This is a genomic window from Streptomyces sp. 2A115 (genome assembly GCF_052245575.1).
In the GTDB taxonomy this organism is placed as follows: domain Bacteria; phylum Actinomycetota; class Actinomycetes; order Streptomycetales; family Streptomycetaceae; genus Streptomyces.
The window spans coordinates 120,614-138,924 of record NZ_JBQQCG010000001.1 but is presented as its reverse complement, the minus strand read 5'-3'; the positions used below and the strand labels follow the sequence as shown (position 1 = coordinate 138,924).

Below are 18,311 nucleotides of genomic sequence, written 5' to 3'. Positions count from 1 at the left end.
CATGACGCCCACAGCACCCGCAACCCTGGAAGAACGAATCACGCGCAGCCTCGTCGGAGCCGCCGTCGGCGACGCGCTCGGCGGCCCCGTCGAGGGCTACTCCCCGGACCAGATCGCCGAACGCCACGGCGGCCGTGTCCACGGCATCGTCGGCCCCTGGAACGGCGACGCCTGGCGCACGGCCCGCCCCATCGCCCCGTACCACAAGGGCGACGGCCACGTCACCGACGACACCTTGATGACCCATGCGCTGGTACGGGTGTACGCCACGGTCCGCGACCACCTCGACGCGTACGCCATCGCCCGGCACCTGGTCCCCGACCTGATGACGACCCCGCGCTGGATCCCGGAACTCGAAACCGAGGCTCTCCCCCTCCAGCGGATCTTCCTCGCCGAGAAGTGGCTGGTGACCCGGATCCACTACGGCCACGTCGACCCCCGCGAGGCCGGCACCGGCAACATCGTCAACTGCGGTGCCGCGATGTACATGGCACCCGTCGGCCTGGTCAACACGGCCAACCCGGCGGGCGCGTACGCCGAGGCACTCGACATCGCGGGCGCGCACCAGTCGTCGTACGGACGTGAGGCCGCCGGTGTCTTCGCGGCGGGCGTCGCGGCGGCCTGCACCCCCGGCGCGACCCCGGACTCGGTGGTCGAGGCCTGCCTCACGGTGGCGAAGGACGGCACCCGCGCGGCGATCGAGACGGTCTGCGACGCGGCATCGCGCTACTCGGACTTCGAGTCGGCGCTACGTCCCCTGCGCGAGGCCGTGGCTCCCTACGACACGGTCGGCCCCGACTACCGCGCCCCCTCGCTCGGCGCCCGCCGCCCTTCCCGCATCCACTCGATCGAAGAACTCCCCATCGCCCTGGGCATGTTGCTGGTGTCGCGCGGCGACTACCGCCACGCGGTCCTGGGTTCGGTGAACTACGGCCGCGACTGCGACTCGATCGCCACCATGTCCGGCGCCCTCGCGGGCGCCCTCGGCTCGGAGGTCCCACCCGACTGGGCCAAGACGGTCGCGGAGTCCAGCCGCCTGGACCTGCTCGCCCCGGCGACGACGCTCACGGAGGTGACACGCGAGGTCTTCGAGCGTGACGTACGTCGCCGCCGGGCCCATGAGACGGCGTACGCGGGGCTGTCATGACTCCGCTGCGTCTGACCTGGGTCCAGCCCGAGGACCTGATCGGCCACGAACTCCGCCAGGCGGCACAGGACGGCCGCAACGCGTCACGGATCGCCGCCCGCTGGAGCGCGGCGGGCGGCCCGGAGGCGCCGCTCCGGGCGGGCGCGTCGCGGGAGCCGGTGTCGCCGTACTTGCGGATGCTGGCCAATGATCTCCTGGACGAACTGGCGGACCTGCCAAGTGAGTTGGCGGACACGGAGCCAACGGACCTGAACAGGATCCGGTCACTGTGCCCCAACTGGCCCACACGCACCGGCGTTGACGCCGCCCGCCACGGCCACGCTGTGGGCACAGCGAACCTCAGCCGATCAGCCGGGGGTCCGGGGGCGGAGCCCCCAGCTTCGGGAAGGGGTGCCCGCGCGCGGAGCGCGCTCAAGGGGCACAGCGGGGAAGAGACCGCCCCGACCCCAGCCACACTCCTCCCCCGCCTGGAAGCCGCCTGGCTCGGCAGAGCCGCAGGCTGCCTCCTCGGCAAACCCGTGGAGAAGCTCCCCCTCGAAGGGATCCGCCAACTCGCCCGAGCCACCGGCAACTGGCCCCTCCACACCTGGTTCACCGCCCGCGGCCTCCCACCCGACCTCGAGGCCACCTACCCCTGGAACCGCCGCTCCGCCCCCACCTCCCTCGCCGAGAACATCGACGGCATGCCGGAGGACGACGACCTCAACTACCCCCTACTGAACCTGCTGTTGCTCCAGCGCCACGGCAAGCACTTCACCACCACGGACGTGGCCCGGCTCTGGCTGGACGAACTCCCCGCGGGCCGCACCTTCACCGCCGAGCGAATCGCCTACCGCAACCTCCTCGACGGCATCGAACCCCCGCACACGGCCGTCCACCGCAACCCCTTCCGCGAATGGATCGGCGCCCTGATCCGCGCGGACGCCCACGGCTGGACTAACCCGGCCGCCCCCGCGACCGCCGCGGAACAGGCACACCGGGACGCCACCCTCACCCACACGGCCAACGGCGTCTACGCGGCGATGTTCACGGCAGCCACCATCGCCGAAGCCGCAACCGCATCCGGCACCAGCGACATCCACACCTGCCTACGCACCGGCCTCACCGTCGTACCCCCCGGCTCCCGACTGGCCCGAGCCATCCGCCACGCCATCCAACTGGCCCGGAAACACCGGCACTTCGACACGGTCGTGGACGAGCTCCACGCCACCCACGCCGCCACGTACCACTGGGTCCACGCCGTCCCCAACACCGCCCTGCTCGCCGCCGCCCTGACCCACGCCGACGGCGACTTCACGGCCTCCATCTGCCGTGCGGTGTCGGGCGGTTGGGACACGGACTCGAACGGCGCGACAGCGGGCTCGATCGCGGGACTGCTCGCGGGCCGGCCGGAAGCGATCCCCGCCCGCTGGACGACCCCCCTCAAGAACCAACTGGCCACCTCCATCGGCGACTTCAACGGAATGGGCTTCGACACCCTCGCTGACCTGACCGCCCAGCTGACCACACACCTGACGACCACACACCCGACGACCACACACACCTGACGACCACTCAGCCAACCGTCCACCGCACCCACTCGGAGTCCCCCCGCCCATGACCCACGCCGCCGTGACCGCCCCGGCACCCCTCACCAACCTCCGAGTCCTCGACCTGGCCACCCTCTTCGCCGGCCCCCTCGCCGCCACCATGCTCGGCGACTTCGGCGCGGAGGTCATCAAGGTCGAGCATCCCCGCAGACCGGACCCGTCCCGCGGCCACGGCCCGTCGAAGGACGGCATCGGCCTGTGGTGGAAACTCCTCGGACGCAACAAACGCACGATGACGTTGAACCTCTCCACCAGCGGCGGCCGCGAGACTCTCCTCCGCCTCGCCGCCACCACGGACGTGATCATCGAGAACTTCCGCCCCGGAACCCTGGAGAAGTGGGACCTCGGCTGGGAGGAACTGTCGGCGGTCAACCCCCGCCTGGTCCTGGCCAGGGTCACCGGCTTCGGCCAGTTCGGCCCGTACGCGCACCGCCCCGGCTTCGGCACGCTCGCCGAGGCCATGAGCGGCTTCGCCGCGATCACCGGCGAACCGGACGCCCCGCCGACCCTCCCGCCGTTCGGCCTCGCCGACTCGATCGCGGGCCTGGCCACGGCGTACGCGGTGATGACCGCCCTGGCGGCCCGCGACCGCACGGGGCGCGGGCAGGTCGTGGACATGGCGATCATCGAGCCGATCCTCACGGTCCTCGGCCCGCAGCCGCTCTGGTACGACCAGTTGGGCCACGTCCAGCCCCGCATGGGCAACCGCACCCAGAACAACGCGCCCCGCAACACCTACCGCACGGCCGACGGCACCTGGGTCGCCGTCTCGACCTCGGCGCAGTCGATCGCCGAACGCGTGATGCGCCTGGTCGGCCGCCCGGACCTGACCACCGAGCCGTGGTTCGCCACGGGCGCGGACCGGGCCCGCCACTCCGACGTCCTCGACGAGGCGGTCGGCGCGTGGATCGCCCGGCACACCCGCGACGAGGTCATCGACGCGTTCGAGAAGGCGCAGGCGGCGGTGGCACCCATCCAGGACGTACGCGATGTCATGGCGGACCCGCAGTACGCGGCCCTCGACACGATCACGACCGTCGACGACCCCGAACTGGGCCCGCTGCGCATGCAGAACATCCTCTTCCGCCTCACCGACACCCCCGGCGGAATCCGCTGGGCAGGCCGCCCGCACGGCGCCGACACGGACACCGTCCTCACCGAACTCGGCTTGACGGCGGCCGAGATCACCACGCTCAGATCGGAGGGCGCGCTGTGACCACGAGTACCGCGGGAGTCACGCAGGCCACGGGAGCCATCCCGCTCACCTGGCTGTACGTCCCCGGCGACCGCCCGGAGATGGTGGGCAAGGCGCTGACCTCCGGCGCCGACGTGGTGGTCGTCGACCTGGAGGACGCGGTCGCCCCCGCCCGCAAGGAGTACGCCCGCGCCGCCACCGCCGAACTCCTCGCCGAGCCGCCCCCGACTCCCGTCCACGTCCGCGTCAACGCCCTGGACAGCCCCGAGTGCGAAGCGGACCTCCGCACCCTGGTCGCGCTCCCGACCCTCTCGGGCCTGCGCCTCCCCAAGGTCACCTCCCCCACCCAGGTCGTACGGACGGCGGAACTCGCCCCCGACATCCCCTTGTACGCGCTCCTGGAGTCGGCCCTGGCCATCGAGCACGCCTACGCGATCGCCACCGCCCACCCTGCCCTGCGCGGCATCGCCCTCGGCGAGGCCGACCTACGGGCCGACCTCGGCGTACGGGACGACACCGGCCTCGACTGGCCCCGCGCCCGCGTCGTCCTGGCCGCCCGCGCTGCGGGCCTGGCCCCAACGGCCCAGTCCGTCTATCCCCACGTGAGCGACCTCGCCGGCCTGGCCACCTCCTGCGCCCACGGCCGCGCCCTGGGCTTCCTGGGCCGGGCGGCCATCCATCCCCGCCAGCTCCCGGTGATCGAGCGGGCGTATCTGCCGACCGACCGGGAGATCGAGGCCGCCGAGCAGATCGTGAAGGCGGCCGGCGCCGGGACCGGCGCCCTCACGCTGCCCGACGGACGCTTCGTGGACCCGGCGCTCGTCGCGGGCGCACGACGCACACTCGCCCTGGCCCGCCACCCCCGATGACCGACTTCAGTCAAATCCCCCCTGTGTCAGGGAATTCATGACCGAAGTCACTCATCCACTGCTACTTTCCTCGCGTGACATCGAGCAAACGCCACATGAAGATCGTCGAATCGCTCCGGGTGACGGGGGTCGCCTCCGTGCGCGAGCTCGCCGAACGGCTCCAGGTGAGCGAGTCGACGATCCGCCGGGACCTGACCGAGCTCGACCGGCACGGCGAACTCGTCCGCACCTACGGCGGCGCCGCCCTGTCGCCACGTGCGGTGGCCGAACGGCCCGCCGTGGAGGAGCCGTTCGACGTCTCGGCCGCCCATGACCGGGCGGTGAAGGAAGCGATGGCCGAGCGCGCCGCCGAGCTGGTGGCCGACGACACCGTGGTCGTCCTGGACATCGGCACCACGACCCCGCTGATCGCCCGGCGGCTGCGCGGCCGCCCGGTCACCGTCATCACCAGCAATCTCGCCGTGCTCGACGAACTGCGCGACGACGACTCCGTACGGCTCGTCGTCCTCGGCGGCGTCCTGCGCCGCAACTACCAGTCCCTCGTCGGCACGCTCACCGAGAGCGCCCTGCGCCAGGTCAGCGCGGACCTGGTCTTCCTGAGCTGCACCGGCGTACGTGCCAACGGCCATGTGGTGGACGACATGGCCGTCGAGGCCCCGATCAAGCAGGCGCTGGTCGAATCCGCCCCCCGGGTGGTGCTGGTCGCCGGCGAGTCCAAGTTCCCCGGCACCGGCAGCCTGCGGCTGTGCTCGCTCGCCGACATCGACGTGCTCATCACGAGCGCGGGCGCCGATCCCCGGACGCTCGACCTCTGCCGCCAGGCAGGCGGACAGGTGATCACCGCCTGAAACAGGCCCTCTCTGCAAGGAGTTACCGCGATGCGTCAACTGGTACGAAGAGCGTGGAGGAACGCGGGCACCGTCGCCTGCGGAATGATCCTCTGCCTGTCGGCGGCGACGGTGCCCGCCCAGGCAGCACCGGCCCAGGCGGACCCCGCCCGGTCGGCCCCCGAGGGAGGCACGGTGACCGCTCGCGGCAAGGCGGCCGCGGCCGTCGGCGCGATGATGGGCTTCTACGACGAGGAGACCGGCCGCTGGGATCCGGCCTCGCCCTGGTGGCAGTCGGGCAACGCGCTCCAGGCGCTGCTCGACTACATGGCGAAGACCGGCTCCCGGAGCTACATGCCACAGGTCGAGAACACCATCGAGATCCAGCGGCAGCCGCTGCCCTGGTGGCCGGAGGGCGGCGGCGAGTTCCGGGCCGACTCCACGGACGACACCGGCTGGTGGGCCCTGGCCATGACCCGCATGTACGACCTGACCGGCGACAAGGAGTACCTCGACATCGCCAAGCTCGACGAGGCGTACATGCGCGAGTACTGGGACGACACCTGTGGCGGCGGCATCTGGTGGGACATCCCGGGCAAGACGTACAAGAACGCGATCAGTGCCGAGCTCTACATCCAGCTCCTGGCCTCGCTGCACAACCGCATACCCGGCGACAAGGTCTATCTCGCCCGCGCCCTCGACGCTTGGCACTGGTTCGAGAAGAGCGGGATGATCAACGACGAGCACCTGGTCAACGACGGCCTGAACACCCAGGGCGGCGGCTGCGCCAACAACGGCGGAACGACCTGGACGTACAACCAGGGAGTGGTCCTCGGCGGTCTCGCCGAGCTCTACAAGGCCACCGGTGACCGGCGGCTGCTCGCCTCCGCGCGGAAGATCGCCGACGCGGTCGTCACGAGCCCGGAACTGTCCCCCAAGGGGATCCTGACCGAGCCGTGCGAGCCGAGAGGCGACTGCAACTCCGACCAGGCGGCGTTCAAGGGGATCTTCGCGCGCAACCTCGCGGAACTGGACAAGGTGCTGCCCGGTCACCCGTACCGCGGGTACCTCCGCGCCCAGGCCCGCTCGGCCTACACATACGACCGCGACGGCCAGGACCAGTACGGGCTGAGCTGGTCCGGGCCGTTCGACAGCGCGGACATCGGACGTCAGGAGTCCGCGGTCTCACTGCTGACCGCGGTCCTCTGACGACTTCGGGATCCGGAGCCGGGTCAGGTCTTCTTGGCCGACTCGGCCTCGTCCTTCGTGCCGACGGACTCGGTGTCGGACTCCGGCTCGGTGTCGGACTCGCTGTCGGTGTCGGTGTCGGGTTCGGACTCCGACACCGGCTCCGCCTTGGCTTTCTCGCCCTCCTTGGCGGAGGCGTCTGCCTCGTCGCCGTCGTCTTCGGAGGGGGCCGGCTCGACGACTTCCTCACGCCCCGGCCGCTTCCTGGCCGACACGACGATGTAGATCACGGCGAGGACGAAGACAACGATCGAGGTCCAGCCGTTGAGGCGCAGCCCAAGGAAGTGGTGGGCCTCGTCGACACGCATGTACTCGATCCAGAAGCGGCCTACGCAGTACGCCGCGACGTACAGCGCGAAGGCCCGGCCATGGCCGAGCTTGAAGCGCCGGTCGGCCCAGATCACGAGGACCGCGACACCGATGCACCACAGCGACTCGTACAGGAACGTCGGGTGGTAGTAGCCGGGCACCCGGCCGTCCGTCGAGGACGTGATGTGCAGGGCCCAGGGAAGGTCCGTCTCCCGCCCGTACAACTCCTGGTTGAACCAGTTCCCCCAGCGCCCGATGGCCTGCGCCAGCGCGATGCCGGGCGCGAGGGCGTCGGCCCAGGCGGGGAGCGGGATGCCACGTCGGCGGCACCCGATCCACGCGCCCACCGCGCCGAACGCGATGGCGCCCCAGATACCGAGGCCGCCCTCCCAGATCTTGAAGGCGTCGACCCAGTCCTCACCCTCGCTGAAGTACAGCTGGTAGTCGGTGATGACGTGGTAGATCCGCCCGCCGACGAGGCCGAACGGGACGGCCCACACGGCGATGTCCGCCACGGTGCCGGCCCGGCCACCGCGTGCGATCCACCGTTTGTTGCCGAGCCAGACGGCTACGAAGACGCCGATGATGATGCAGAACGCGTAGCCGCGCAGCGGAATGGGGCCGAGGTGCAGCACTCCGCGCGACGGGCTGGGGATATAGGCAAATTCCATGGCAGGGTCGACGCTACCCTGCCGGGCGGGAAGCGCGGCAACCCGCCCTGGCTACGGCTCCATAACGAGACCGACGGGACCGCCAGGGCCCGGAGGGGCGGGAGGGGCCGGAGGGGCCGCCGACGACCTCCCGGGACTCACGCCTTGGCGGCCTGCTCCACCATCTGCTTCAGCTTCGCCGGGGTCATCGTCCGGTCCTGGTAGATGTTCTTCCCGTTCAGGAGCACGGTCGGCGTGCCCGAGAAGCGGCCGCTCTGGAACGCCTTGTTGGACTTGGCGACCCAGCTGTCGTGCGTGCCGTCGTCCACGCACTTCTTGAAGGTGTCGGTGTCGAGCCCGTCGACCTTGCCGGCCAGTTCGATCAGCTTGCTGTTCTTCGCGTACGCGTCGTCCGTCTCGGCGGGCTGGTTCTCGAACAGCACGTCGTGGTACGGGGTGAACTTCCCGGCGTCCTGGGCGCACGCGGCGGCATTGGCCGCGCGCAGCGAGCCGCTGCCGCCCATGTTCCCGTCGATCAGCGTGGCGAGGTGGTACTCGACCTTCAGCTGTCCGGAGTCCGTCAGCTCGTGGATCGTCGAGCGATAGCCGGCCTCGAAGCTCTTGCAGGCCGGGCAGCGGAAGTCCTCCCACACGGTGAGGGTCGACCTGGCGCTCTCCTTGCCGACGGGGATGGCGAGTCTCTCGTCGCCGTTCGCCCCCGAGGGTGCCGTCAGCGGGCCCGCCGCGTCCGTCTCCTCCTTGCCCGCGTTCGCGGCCAGTACGCCGACCACCCCGGCCAGGGCCAGTACGCAGACGACCGCACCACCCATGATCAGCACTCGTCGGCGCTTCTCCGCCGTCTTGTGCTTCTGTCGCTCTTCCGCCAGCCGCTCACGGGCGGTGCGCTTTGCCTCACGGTTCTTCTCGCTCACATCCGGCAGAACGAACCGGGAAGGCGCAACGCGCCTCCCCGGTCCCAGATCCACCCGTTCGGGCGAGCGGATCGTCCGTTGCGTACGAGCACATACGAGATGGAACGTACGCGAACGGACTGTTCGTCACTCCGTGCCGCGCACGCCCTTCGCGAGATCGGCGGCGAGGGCGCGTACGGCGTCCAGGCCCGCGGCCTCGTCCGGGGCGTCCAGCATCAGCTTCACGAAGGCCGAGCCGACGATCACGCCGTCGGCGAAGCCGGCGACCTCGGTGGCCTGCTCGGCGTTCGAGACGCCGAGCCCGACGCAGACCGGCAGGTCGGTGGTGGCCTTGGTGCGCTGGACCAGGTCCTGCGCCTGCGCGCCCACCGACTCGCGGGTGCCGGTGACGCCCATCAGCGAGGCCGCGTACACGAAGCCGGAGCCCGCCGCGGTGATCTGGGCGAGCCGGGCGTCCTTGCTGCTGGGCGCCACGACGAAGACGGTCGCGAGGCCGTGCTTGTCGGCGTGCTCCCTCCACAGCGCCGACTCCTGGACGGGCAGGTCGGGCAGGATGCAGCCCGCGCCACCCGCCTCCGCCAGCTCGGCGGTGAAGCGCTCGATGCCGTAGCGGTCGATGGGATTCCAGTACGTCATCACGAGCACCGGCTTACCGGTGGCCGCGTACGCCTCGCGCACCGTCCGCATGACGTCGGCGATCTTGAGGCCGCCGCGCAGGGCGATGTCGTCGGCGGTCTGGATGACGGGCCCGTCGAGGACCGGGTCGCTGTGCGGCAGCCCGACCTCGACGACATCGGCGCCGCCCTCGAAGACGGCCTTGATCGCTTCGATCCCGCCGTCCACCGTCGGGAAGCCGGCAGGCAGGTACGCGATGAGGGCGGACCGGCCCTCGGCCTTGGCGCCCGCGAGGGTGTCACTCAACAGCTGGATGTTGCCGCTCACTTGGCGTCCCCCTCGATCTCGGCGTTGTCGCTGTCGGCGTCCGCTTCGACGACGGCGTCGGCGCCGTCGTCGTACAGGCCGAAGTAGCGGGCGGCCGTGTCCATGTCCTTGTCGCCGCGGCCTGACAGGTTGATGATGATCAGCCCGTCCTTGCCCAGCTCCTTGCCCACGTCCAGGGCGCCGGCGAGCGCGTGGGCGCTCTCGATCGCCGGGATGATGCCCTCGGTGCGGGAGAGCAGGCGCAGGGCCTGCATCGCCGCGTCGTCGGTGACGGCTCGGTACTCGCCGCGGCCGCTGTCCTTGAGGTACGAGTGCTCGGGGCCGATGCCCGGGTAGTCGAGGCCGGCCGAGATCGAGTACGGCTCGGTGATCTGGCCTTCCTCGTCCTGGAGGACGTACGACCGCGAACCGTGCAGGATGCCGGGCTCGCCCGCGGTCAGAGTGGCCGCGTGCTCGCCGGTCTCGATGCCGTGCCCGGCGGGCTCGCAGCCGATGAGGCGGACGTCCGCGTCCGGGATGAAGGCGTGGAAGAGGCCGATGGCGTTGGAGCCGCCGCCGACGCAGGCCACGGCGGCGTCGGGGAGACGTCCGGCGCGCTCCAGGATCTGCCGCCGTGCTTCCACGCCGATGACGCGGTGGAAGTCGCGGACCATGGCGGGGAAGGGGTGCGGTCCGGCGACGGTACCGAAGAGGTAGTGCGTGTGGTCGACGTTGGCGACCCAGTCGCGGAAGGCCTCGTTGATGGCGTCCTTGAGCGTGCGGCTGCCGGACTTCACGGCGATGACCTCGGCGCCGAGCATGCGCATCCGGGCCACGTTCAGGGCCTGGCGCTGGGTGTCGATCTCGCCCATGTAGATGGTGCATTCGAGACCGAACAGCGCGCAGGCGGTGGCCGTCGCGACGCCGTGCTGGCCGGCGCCGGTCTCCGCGATGACGCGCGTCTTGCCCATGCGCTTGGTGAGGAGGGCCTGGCCGAGCACGTTGTTGATCTTGTGCGAGCCGGTGTGGTTGAGGTCCTCGCGCTTGAGGAACACCCGGGCGCCACCGGCGTGTTCGGCGAAGCGCGGCACCTCCGTGAGGGAGCTGGGCCGGCCGGTGTAGTGGACGAGCAGGTCGTCCAGTTCCCGCGCGAACTCGGGATCCGTCTTGGCCTTGTCGTACTCCACGGCGACCTCGTCCACGGCGGCGACCAGCGCCTCCGGGATGAACTTGCCGCCGAACGTGCCGAAGTACCCCTCGACGCTGGGAACTTGACCCTCGGGGTCGGGAATGAAGAACTCGCTGGACATGCGGTTACCTCGCAGGGGCGACAGCCCCGGTTACAGGTCGGATGAACGGTCACGGTAGTCGCGTAGCGGCGCGCCATGCCTCCGGCGGTCGGCCCGGTCCGGGCACCCCGTGTCCGGGATCGCTGAGGTCCGCCGGTGGGACCGTCTGCTTCCCGTCGGCGAGAAGGACCACCGCGAGGTGGTTCTCCCGCCGCGACGGCGAGAAGCCCGACGGCGCGGATCGGCGGTGCCGGACTCGGCTCAGCCCACCCGCAGGGTGAGATCCGCCAGGGACGGGGCGAGCGCGCGTACGCGCCGACGCCATCGCATCCCGTTCACCTGACCCGGCTCATCCCCGATGACGTACCGCACGCGACGCCCGTGCACGCGACGCGCAGGCGCCCGGCAGCCGCGCGGGCGGCATCCCCGGGCAAGGCGGGCGTACGGGTCCCGGGTCACTGAGGGCCCCGTGGCGGCCGACCTCACGCACGCCGGGCCACCGTCGGGGCGCGAGCCCGGACGGATGGCGGCGGCGAGCAGGCCGGCGTGCACCGGGGCGTCAGCTCCGTCCGTGCCGCAGCGCGGGGTGCGCGCCCGCGGCGACCAGGTCGGAGACGGCCGTCTTGGGGTCCCGGCCGGTGACCAGGGACTCGCCGACCAGCACGGCGTCGGCGCCGGCGTTGGCGTACGCGATGAGGTCGTGCGGGCCGCGGACGCCGGACTCGGCGATCTTCACGATGTGCGCCGGGATCTCGGGCGCGACGCGTTCGAAGGTGGTGCGGTCGACCTTGAGGTCCTTGAGGTTACGCGCGTTGACGCCGATGATCTTCGCGCCCGCGTCCACCGCCCGCTCGACCTCGTCCTCGTCGTGCACCTCGACGAGCGGCGTGAGCCCGATGGACTCGGCGCGCTCGATGAGCGACTCGAGGGCGGACTGGTCGAGGGCCGCGACGATGAGCAGCGCGAGGTCGGCGCCGTACGCCCGGGCCTCCCACAGCTGGTAGGAGGTGACGATGAAGTCCTTGCGCAGCACCGGGATGTCGACCCGGGCGCGGACGGCTTCCAGGTCGGCCAGCGAACCGCCGAAGCGGCGCTGTTCGGTGAGGACGGAGATGACGGCCGCGCCGCCCGCCTCGTAGTCGGCGGCGAGTGCGGCGGGGTCGGCGATCGCGGCGAGCGCGCCCTTGGACGGGCTGGAGCGCTTGACCTCGCAGATGACCTTGACGCCGTCGCCGCGCAGGGCCGCGACACCGTCCTTGGCAGCCTGAGCCTTCGCGGCGCGCTCCTTGAGCTCGTCGAGGCTGACGCGCGCCTGCCGCTCCGCGAGGTCGGCACGGACTCCGTCGATGATCTCGTCGAGCACACTCACGCGAGCGGCCCCCTTCCCTGCGGTGGACGGTTGAAGCGGTGGTGAAGCTGTTGTTCGGCCGTTGTGCGGCTGACCCGGGTCCCGTCGCATCAGCTGAAACCGATGGTCACTGTGATGGTATCCGGAGGAAGGCGTAGACCTCGCATCCGGTTGACGTCAGTCCCACTACCTGGGCATTCCCCTCTTGATCAAGGGAGCAGCCAGCCACCGAACGGCAGGTTCCGGACAACTGTGAAAACCAGCAGCAGCGCGCCGAGTCCCCACTGCAGGGACGGCCTGAGATCGATGCGCAGCGGCCGCCCCTGGAGGGAGCGGACCAGCCAGACGGTCCACACTCCAGCGAACACCAGGTATCCCAGGACCGCGACCGCGTTGGCGCCGAGCGCCGCCGTGAAGTCGCCGTGCACGAAGGCGTGCGCGCTGCGCAGTCCACCGCAGCCGGGGCAGTACACGCCCGTGTACTGGAACAGCGGACAAACGGGGTAGTGCCCCGGTTCGTTGGGATCGACGGTCCCCACGTACGCGAAGGCCCCGACGACGGCCGCGAGGATCCCGCCCGGCACGAGGAGCCGTCGTGGTACGGATCCGGGAGCGGGTGTCACCCTCTGGGTTTCGGCATTCACCTGACGCATTCTGCCCCTCGCAGGTGAACCCCGCACATACGAAGACCCGCGCTGACGCCCGCACATGGCGGGAGGCGGTCCCGGCGCTCGACGCCGGGCCCGCCTCCCGCGAGGCCGTGAGCGGTCAGCTCTTGGAGGACGCCACCTGGTGGGTGCGGTGGGCCTTGCGCGAGCCGAGGCCCGCGGCGCTCATCACCATGCCGACGACGCCGCCGAGGAGGACGACGACCAGGCCGGCCCAGAAGATCAGCGGGCTGGCCATCACCGTGCCCGCACCGGAGACGCAGAAACCGATGAAGGCGATGATGACACCGGTCCAGGCGGCCGGGGTGTGACCGTGGTTGCTGCCCGCCATGACTTGCTCCTCATTGCTGTGTTCGTGGGTGAGTCGGACGCTCGCGGTCCATTGTCCCGCACGCGCGTGCACGCGCTGAGCAGGGGGGGTAGCCCCGTAAGGGGCGTGGGTCTGTGACGTTGTGCGGCTCCGCCGCGGGCGCGACCAGCCCCCACCGACCCGCAGCCGAACCCAGAAGCCCAGCGGAGCGCTACGCGCCGGTCGGGTCCTCGCCCCGGTCGAGGGCCTTCCAGATCTCCTCCGGCCGGTCCGGGTCCGCCGGTGCGCGGGTCCTGCGCGGCCGCGGGGTGCCGTCACGCTCGTACCGGCCCGACATGGCAGGCCAGAGCCGTCCGTAGCGCAGGGCGAGGAGGCCCGCGAGGAGGAGCAGCAGGCCGCCCGCGGCGGCGACGTACGGCCAGGCGGTGTGGGTCATGGTGTCGACGGTCGCGGCGGTGTCGCCGGTGGCCTGCGCGGCCTTCTCGTCGAGCGCGGAGCTGTCGGAGACACCGAGGAGCGCCGAGGCCACGGTGCCCGCGCCGGAGAGCGCGAGGAGCCCGGCGACCAGGAAGCGGCCGGCGCGGCGGACGGCGAAGACGGCGACAAGGGCGGCCAGGCCCACTATGGCGAGGGACGCGGGCACGCCCGTGACGTCGCTGCCCTTCGCGCTCAGCGGGAAGTCGCCGCCGGCCACCGTGGCGGTGCCCTCCGACCAGCCCTGCCGTGAGGCGAGCAGCGCGACGGCCGCGCCGAGCGCGCCGAACATCAGGGCGAGGGCGAGGCTTCGGCGGCCGGACCGGTCGGGTCCGGAGGCTTCGGTTCGGGGGTGAGGTACAGCAGTCACGTACACCACTATCGCCTGAACCCCGGGCGAACCGTCACCCGGGGCCCACGTGAGAAGTCCCCTATTGTCCGAGCCGGTTCGCCGTGTGGACCGCGCGGAGGACGGCCGCCGCCTTGTTGCGGCACTCGGTGTCCTCGGCCACGGGGTCCGAGTCGGCGACGATTCCGGCGCCGGCCTGCACGTACGCCGTGCCGTCGCGCAGCAGGGCCGTGCGGATGGCGATGGCGGTGTCGGAGTCGCCCGCGAAGTCGAGATAGCCGACGCAGCCGCCGTACAACCCGCGCCGCGAGGGCTCCAGTTCGTCGATGATCTGCATCGCGCGGGGCTTGGGGGCTCCGGAGAGGGTGCCCGCGGGGAAGCAGGCGGTCAGTACGTCGAAGGCCGTACGGCCCTGTGCGACCCTGCCCGTCACCGTCGACACGATGTGCATGACGTGCGAGTACCGCTCGATGGACATGAAGTCGACGACCTCGACGGAACCCGGCTCGCAGACCCGCCCGAGGTCGTTGCGTCCCAGGTCGACGAGCATCAGGTGCTCGGCGCGCTCCTTGGGGTCGGCGATCAGTTCGTCGGCGAGGGCCTGGTCCTCCTGGAGCGTGCCGCCGCGCGGCCGGGTGCCCGCGATGGGGTGGACCATCGCCTGCCCGTCCTCGACCTTGACCAGGGCCTCCGGGGAGGAGCCCACGACGTCGAAGCCGTCGAAGCGGAAGAGGTACATGTACGGGGAGGGATTGGTCGCCCGCAGCACGCGGTAGACGTCCAACGCGCTTGCCGTGCACGGGGTTTCGAAGCGCTGGGACGGGACGACCTGGAAGGCCTCGCCGGCCCGGATGCGCTCCTTGATGTCCTCGACGGCGTCCTGGTAGTCGGGGCCGCCCCAGAGCGCGGTGTACTCGGGGAGCTCGGAAGGCGGGAGCGCGGCCGGGGGCTGTGAGACGGCCCGCGACAGGTCCGCCTCCATGGCGTCGAGGCGGGCGACCGCGTCCGTGTAGGCCTCGTCGACGCCCGTGTCGAGGTCGTTGTGGTTGATCGCGTTGGCGATCAGCAGGACCGAGCCGTCCCAGTGGTCCATCACCGCCAGGTCGCTGGTCAGCAGCATGGTGAGTTCGGGCAGCTTCAGGTCGTCGCGCTCGCCGGGGCCGATCTTCTCCAGGCGGCGCACGATGTCGTACCCCAGGTAGCCGACCATGCCTCCGGTGAACGGGGGCAGTCCCTGGTCGTAGACGAGGTCGTGCGGTGTGTGCAGGGCCTCGATGGTGGCGCGGAGGGCGACCAGCGGGTCGCCGCCGACCGGGACGCCGATCGGCGGGGTGCCCACCCAGTGGGCCTCGCCCGCGCGCTCGGTGAGGGTGGCGGCCGAGCGGACGCCCACGAACGAGTAGCGGGACCACGAGCGGCCGTTCTCCGCGGACTCCAGCAGGAACGTGCCGGGCCGCTCGGCGGCGAGCTTGCGGTAGAGCGCGACGGGCGTGTCGCCGTCCACCAGGAGCTTGCGGCTGACGGGGATGACACGCCGGTCGGTGGCCAGCTTGCGGAAGGTCTCGAGGTCCATGGCGGCTGACCCTACTGTCGGCTCGGCGGTACGTCGGACACGGCGTCGTTCAAGGCGTCCTTCAGCGGGCCGTCGGCCATCAGGACGGCTTCGTCGAAGCAGGTGCGGGCGCCCGTGTGGCAGGCCGCGCCGATCTGGTCGACCTTCACGAGGACGGTGTCGGCGTCGCAGTCGAGGGCCACGGACTTCACGTGCTGGAAGTGGCCGGAGGTGTCGCCCTTCACCCAGTACTCCTGGCGGCTGCGCGACCAGTACGTGCACCGGCCGGTCGTCAGCGTGCGATGCAGTGCCTCGTCGTCCATCCAGCCGAGCATGAGCACCTCACCGGTGTCGTACTGCTGGGCGATGGCGGGTACGAGCCCGTCGGCGCCGCGCTTGAGGCGCGCGGCGATCTCGGGGGCCAGGTCGCTGGGCCTGGCGGGCCTGCTGGGCGGGGGCGTGCTGGTCATGCCGACCATTGTGCCGCGCCGGTCGGACACTCCTGGCCGACGTCCACTGTCCGGACCGCGGGGCCGGTCGTAGGCTGGCAGACATGTCGACCCATGCCAAGCGTGAACGACTTCTCCTCGCCGATCTGTTGGAGACCGAGGGCCCGGACGCCCCGACGCTGTGCGAGGACTGGAACACCCGCGATCTCGCCGCCCACGTCGTGGTGCGCGAGCGCCGCCCGGATGCCGCCGGCGGCATCCTGATCAAGCAGTTGGCGCCACGCCTGGAACGGGTGATGGCGGAGTTCGCCGAGAAGCCGTACGAGGAGCTGATCCAGCTGATCCGTACGGGGCCGCCGCGCTTCTCGCCCTTCTCTCTCAAGCAGATCGACGAGGCGTCCAACGCGATCGAGTTCTACGTCCACACCGAGGACGTACGGCGCGCCCAGCCCGACTGGGCCCCGCGCGAACTCGACCCGGTCTTCCAGGACGCCCTCTGGTCCCGGCTGGAGCGGACCGCCCGCCTGATGGGCCGCAGCGTGCCGACCGGCCTGGTGCTGCGCCGCCCCGACGGCCAGACGGCGGTCGCCCACCGGGGCACACCGGTCGTGACGGCAACCGGCCAGCCCTCCGAACTGCTGCTCTTCCTGTACGGCCGCCAGAACGCGGCCGACGTGGAACTGGAGGGCGACAAGGACGCGATCGCGAAGCTGCACGAGACGAAACAGCTGGGCATCTAGCCTCGTAAGGGGCGCGGGGCTGTGACAATATGCGGCTCCGCCGCGTGGGCGCGACCAGCCCCCACGACCCGCGGACCGCACACATCCCCCGCAGCCCCTTCATTCCGGGAGTTCGGCACCGCGCAGTGCACGGGAGCACAACCCGAGCACCCCACCGAGCACACACACCACCGCACTGCCGGTGAAAACGACCGCGGTCCCCCAGAGGGCAACCGCGGCACCGGTGAGCGGAAAGGTCAGGGGCGCGACGCCGAGGCTGAAGAGGTTCGAGACGGACGAGACCCGGCCGATGTAGGCCGGGTCCGAATCGGTCTGGACCAGCGCCCCGCACAACGCACCGCTCAGCCCGGCGAGCAGGCCGATCCCCACAGCCACGGCAGCGGCGGCGGCAACGTTCGGCACATACGCGAGCGCGCCGATCGAGACGGCACCGGCGGCGATCGTCACGGACAGCACCAGCCCCGCACGCGGCACCCGCCCGCGCGCGGTCAGCAGCAGGGATGCCGCCCCCGCCCCCGCTCCGAAGCCCGCCAGCACCCAGCCCATCCCGGAGGCACCCCACCCACGCTCGTCCGCGAGGAGTGTCAGGCCGACGTTCATCGGGCCGACGAAGCCGAGGTCGCTGAGGGCGATGACGAGCATCAGGCGGGCGAGGACGGGGTGGCCGCGGATGTAGCTCAGCCCGGCACGGAGATCGCTTGCGGCACCGCCGGGTGCTTTGACGGCACCGCCGGGTGCTTTGGCGGCGGCCGCGCTCCCGATGCGTACCGCAGTCAGCAGGGGCAACGACGCGGCGAACAGCAGCGCCGCGAGCCCGAACGCCGCGGCCGCGCCGCCCAGGGCCACGCCCAGCCCGCCCAGCGGGGCGCCCACGACGTTGGCGAGGCGGCTCGCGAGGCCGCGCATGCCCTGGACTCGGGCGAGTTGGCCCCGTCCGGTGATGCGGGCCGGGAGGGCGCCCAGGGCGGGCATGAGCACGGCGTCGACCACACCGAAGACGAGCGCGAGCAGGGCCAGCAGCCACAGTCCGGGGCTGCTCACCAGCAGCAGGACGGCGGCCGCGAGCACCGCCGCGCAGCGCGCGCCGTTGCTGCCGATCAGGACGCGACGCGGCCCGAACCGGTCGGCGACCACTCCCCCGCCCAGCATCAGCAGGGCGCGCGGCACGGCGCTCGCGGCCATCACGAGTCCGGCCTGGGACGGCGTTCCGGCCTGTACTGCGGCCCACGACAGGGCGATGTAGTAGACGTTGTCGCCGATCGCCGACGAGGCGTACGCCCCGAGCCAGCGCAGGACGTTGGGGTCGCGGTGGGCGGGCCGCTCCGAGGCGGGCGCGTCGGATTCGGGTATCGCGGGGGTGACGGTCACGGCGGTGGCCTCTCTGGGGCACACGAACGCGAATACCGGCGGGGAACTCGCGGGCACGGACGCTCAGTTGCGAGTTC

General features: G+C 71.4%; 19 protein-coding genes. 7 read left to right on the top strand and 12 right to left on the bottom strand.

Annotation, left to right across the window (positions count from 1 at the left end):
• The first annotated feature begins 1 nt into the window (after position 1).
• From ACTWQR_RS00645 to ACTWQR_RS00620, 6 genes are all read left to right on the top strand, one after another.
• Positions 2 to 1,147, top strand: a complete 1,146-nt coding sequence (locus tag ACTWQR_RS00645; protein ID WP_443224832.1) for an ADP-ribosylglycohydrolase family protein — start codon at positions 2 to 4, stop codon at positions 1,145 to 1,147.
• Positions 1,144 to 2,694: an ADP-ribosylglycohydrolase family protein gene (locus ACTWQR_RS00640; RefSeq protein WP_443224831.1), complete on the top strand. Its 1,551-nt coding sequence runs from the start codon at positions 1,144 to 1,146 to the stop codon at positions 2,692 to 2,694. Before ACTWQR_RS00645 ends, ACTWQR_RS00640 begins: the two co-directional genes overlap by 4 nt.
• Before the next feature lie 49 nt (positions 2,695 to 2,743).
• A complete protein-coding gene (locus ACTWQR_RS00635) occupies positions 2,744 to 3,952 on the top strand; it encodes a CaiB/BaiF CoA transferase family protein (RefSeq protein ID WP_443224830.1) in 1,209 nt (402 codons plus the stop codon).
• Positions 3,949 to 4,800 (top strand): HpcH/HpaI aldolase/citrate lyase family protein, encoded by an 852-nt coding sequence (locus ACTWQR_RS00630; RefSeq protein WP_443224829.1) that lies wholly within the window; start codon positions 3,949 to 3,951, stop codon positions 4,798 to 4,800. Before ACTWQR_RS00635 ends, ACTWQR_RS00630 begins: the two co-directional genes overlap by 4 nt.
• Positions 4,801 to 4,874: 74 nt before the next feature.
• Positions 4,875 to 5,648, top strand: a complete 774-nt coding sequence (locus ACTWQR_RS00625) for a DeoR/GlpR family DNA-binding transcription regulator (RefSeq protein ID WP_443224828.1) — start codon at positions 4,875 to 4,877, stop codon at positions 5,646 to 5,648.
• Between the two features lie 30 nt (positions 5,649 to 5,678).
• Positions 5,679 to 6,836 (top strand): glycoside hydrolase family 76 protein, encoded by a 1,158-nt coding sequence (locus tag ACTWQR_RS00620; RefSeq protein WP_443224827.1) that lies wholly within the window; start codon positions 5,679 to 5,681, stop codon positions 6,834 to 6,836.
• Positions 6,837 to 6,859: 23 nt separating this feature from the next.
• On the opposite strand, the gene lgt is transcribed toward ACTWQR_RS00620, so the two are convergent.
• The 11 genes from lgt to hisI all read right to left on the bottom strand — a co-directional run bounded on the left by lgt (position 6,860) and on the right by hisI (position 16,147).
• Positions 6,860 to 7,855, bottom strand: coding sequence for a prolipoprotein diacylglyceryl transferase (gene lgt, locus ACTWQR_RS00615; RefSeq protein WP_443224826.1), 996 nt, complete (start codon positions 7,853 to 7,855; stop codon positions 6,860 to 6,862).
• A 137-nt stretch (positions 7,856 to 7,992) separates the two neighbouring features.
• Positions 7,993 to 8,766 (bottom strand): DsbA family protein, encoded by a 774-nt coding sequence (locus tag ACTWQR_RS00610; RefSeq protein ID WP_443224825.1) that lies wholly within the window; start codon positions 8,764 to 8,766, stop codon positions 7,993 to 7,995.
• A gap of 126 nt (positions 8,767 to 8,892) precedes the next feature.
• The gene (trpA, locus tag ACTWQR_RS00605) at positions 8,893 to 9,708 is read right to left on the bottom strand and encodes a tryptophan synthase subunit alpha (RefSeq protein WP_443224824.1); all 816 of its coding nucleotides are present in this window, start codon (positions 9,706 to 9,708) and stop codon (positions 8,893 to 8,895) included.
• Positions 9,705 to 10,997 carry a tryptophan synthase subunit beta gene (trpB, locus tag ACTWQR_RS00600; protein ID WP_443224823.1) on the bottom strand — a complete coding sequence of 431 codons (1,293 nt, stop codon included), beginning with the start codon at positions 10,995 to 10,997 and terminating at the stop codon, positions 9,705 to 9,707. The genes trpA and trpB overlap by 4 nt, the downstream gene beginning before the upstream one ends.
• Positions 10,998 to 11,237: 240 nt before the next feature.
• On the bottom strand, positions 11,238 to 11,462 hold the full coding sequence (gene trpM / locus ACTWQR_RS00595; protein WP_443225000.1) for a tryptophan biosynthesis modulator TrpM: 225 nt from the start codon (positions 11,460 to 11,462) through the stop codon (positions 11,238 to 11,240).
• A 73-nt stretch (positions 11,463 to 11,535) separates the two neighbouring features.
• Positions 11,536 to 12,345: an indole-3-glycerol phosphate synthase TrpC gene (trpC, locus tag ACTWQR_RS00590; protein ID WP_443224822.1), complete on the bottom strand. Its 810-nt coding sequence runs from the start codon at positions 12,343 to 12,345 to the stop codon at positions 11,536 to 11,538.
• A gap of 188 nt (positions 12,346 to 12,533) precedes the next feature.
• The gene (locus ACTWQR_RS00585) at positions 12,534 to 12,977 is read right to left on the bottom strand and encodes a DUF2752 domain-containing protein (RefSeq protein WP_443224821.1); all 444 of its coding nucleotides are present in this window, start codon (positions 12,975 to 12,977) and stop codon (positions 12,534 to 12,536) included.
• Between the two features lie 115 nt (positions 12,978 to 13,092).
• A complete protein-coding gene (locus ACTWQR_RS00580) occupies positions 13,093 to 13,323 on the bottom strand; it encodes an HGxxPAAW family protein (RefSeq protein ID WP_443224820.1) in 231 nt (76 codons plus the stop codon).
• 190 nt (positions 13,324 to 13,513) lie between these two features.
• Positions 13,514 to 14,155 carry a TIGR02234 family membrane protein gene (locus ACTWQR_RS00575; RefSeq protein WP_443224819.1) on the bottom strand — a complete coding sequence of 214 codons (642 nt, stop codon included), beginning with the start codon at positions 14,153 to 14,155 and terminating at the stop codon, positions 13,514 to 13,516.
• Between the two features lie 52 nt (positions 14,156 to 14,207).
• Positions 14,208 to 15,698 carry an anthranilate synthase component I gene (locus ACTWQR_RS00570; RefSeq protein ID WP_443224818.1) on the bottom strand — a complete coding sequence of 497 codons (1,491 nt, stop codon included), beginning with the start codon at positions 15,696 to 15,698 and terminating at the stop codon, positions 14,208 to 14,210.
• An 11-nt stretch (positions 15,699 to 15,709) separates the two neighbouring features.
• Positions 15,710 to 16,147: a phosphoribosyl-AMP cyclohydrolase gene (hisI, locus tag ACTWQR_RS00565; protein WP_443224817.1), complete on the bottom strand. Its 438-nt coding sequence runs from the start codon at positions 16,145 to 16,147 to the stop codon at positions 15,710 to 15,712.
• Between the two features lie 83 nt (positions 16,148 to 16,230).
• On the opposite strand from hisI, the gene ACTWQR_RS00560 reads away from it, so the two are divergent.
• Entirely contained in the window at positions 16,231 to 16,866 is a 636-nt protein-coding gene (locus tag ACTWQR_RS00560) for a TIGR03085 family metal-binding protein (protein WP_443224816.1), read from the top strand.
• A gap of 99 nt (positions 16,867 to 16,965) precedes the next feature.
• Here ACTWQR_RS00560 and ACTWQR_RS00555 read toward each other — a convergent pair whose 3' ends face one another.
• Positions 16,966 to 18,234, bottom strand: a complete 1,269-nt coding sequence (locus ACTWQR_RS00555; RefSeq protein ID WP_443224815.1) for an MFS transporter — start codon at positions 18,232 to 18,234, stop codon at positions 16,966 to 16,968.
• Positions 18,235 to 18,311 lie beyond the last annotated feature (77 nt).

Excerpts from the sequence above, each read along its gene's own strand:
- ACTWQR_RS00645 (WP_443224832.1), top strand. The coding sequence starts at position 2 with ATGACGCCCACAGCACCCGCAACCCTGGAAGAACGAATCACGCGCAGC.
- ACTWQR_RS00640 (WP_443224831.1), top strand. The coding sequence starts at position 1,144 with ATGACTCCGCTGCGTCTGACCTGGGTCCAGCCCGAGGACCTGATCGGC.
- ACTWQR_RS00635 (WP_443224830.1), top strand. The coding sequence starts at position 2,744 with ATGACCCACGCCGCCGTGACCGCCCCGGCACCCCTCACCAACCTCCGA.
- ACTWQR_RS00620 (WP_443224827.1), top strand. The coding sequence starts at position 5,679 with ATGCGTCAACTGGTACGAAGAGCGTGGAGGAACGCGGGCACCGTCGCC.
- lgt (WP_443224826.1), bottom strand. The coding sequence starts at position 7,855 with ATGGAATTTGCCTATATCCCCAGCCCGTCGCGCGGAGTGCTGCACCTC.
- trpB (WP_443224823.1), bottom strand. The coding sequence starts at position 10,997 with ATGTCCAGCGAGTTCTTCATTCCCGACCCCGAGGGTCAAGTTCCCAGC.
- ACTWQR_RS00585 (WP_443224821.1), bottom strand. The coding sequence starts at position 12,977 with ATGCGTCAGGTGAATGCCGAAACCCAGAGGGTGACACCCGCTCCCGGA.
- ACTWQR_RS00580 (WP_443224820.1), bottom strand. The coding sequence starts at position 13,323 with ATGGCGGGCAGCAACCACGGTCACACCCCGGCCGCCTGGACCGGTGTC.
- ACTWQR_RS00570 (WP_443224818.1), bottom strand. The coding sequence starts at position 15,698 with ATGGACCTCGAGACCTTCCGCAAGCTGGCCACCGACCGGCGTGTCATC.
- hisI (WP_443224817.1), bottom strand. The coding sequence starts at position 16,147 with ATGACCAGCACGCCCCCGCCCAGCAGGCCCGCCAGGCCCAGCGACCTG.
- ACTWQR_RS00560 (WP_443224816.1), top strand. The coding sequence starts at position 16,231 with ATGTCGACCCATGCCAAGCGTGAACGACTTCTCCTCGCCGATCTGTTG.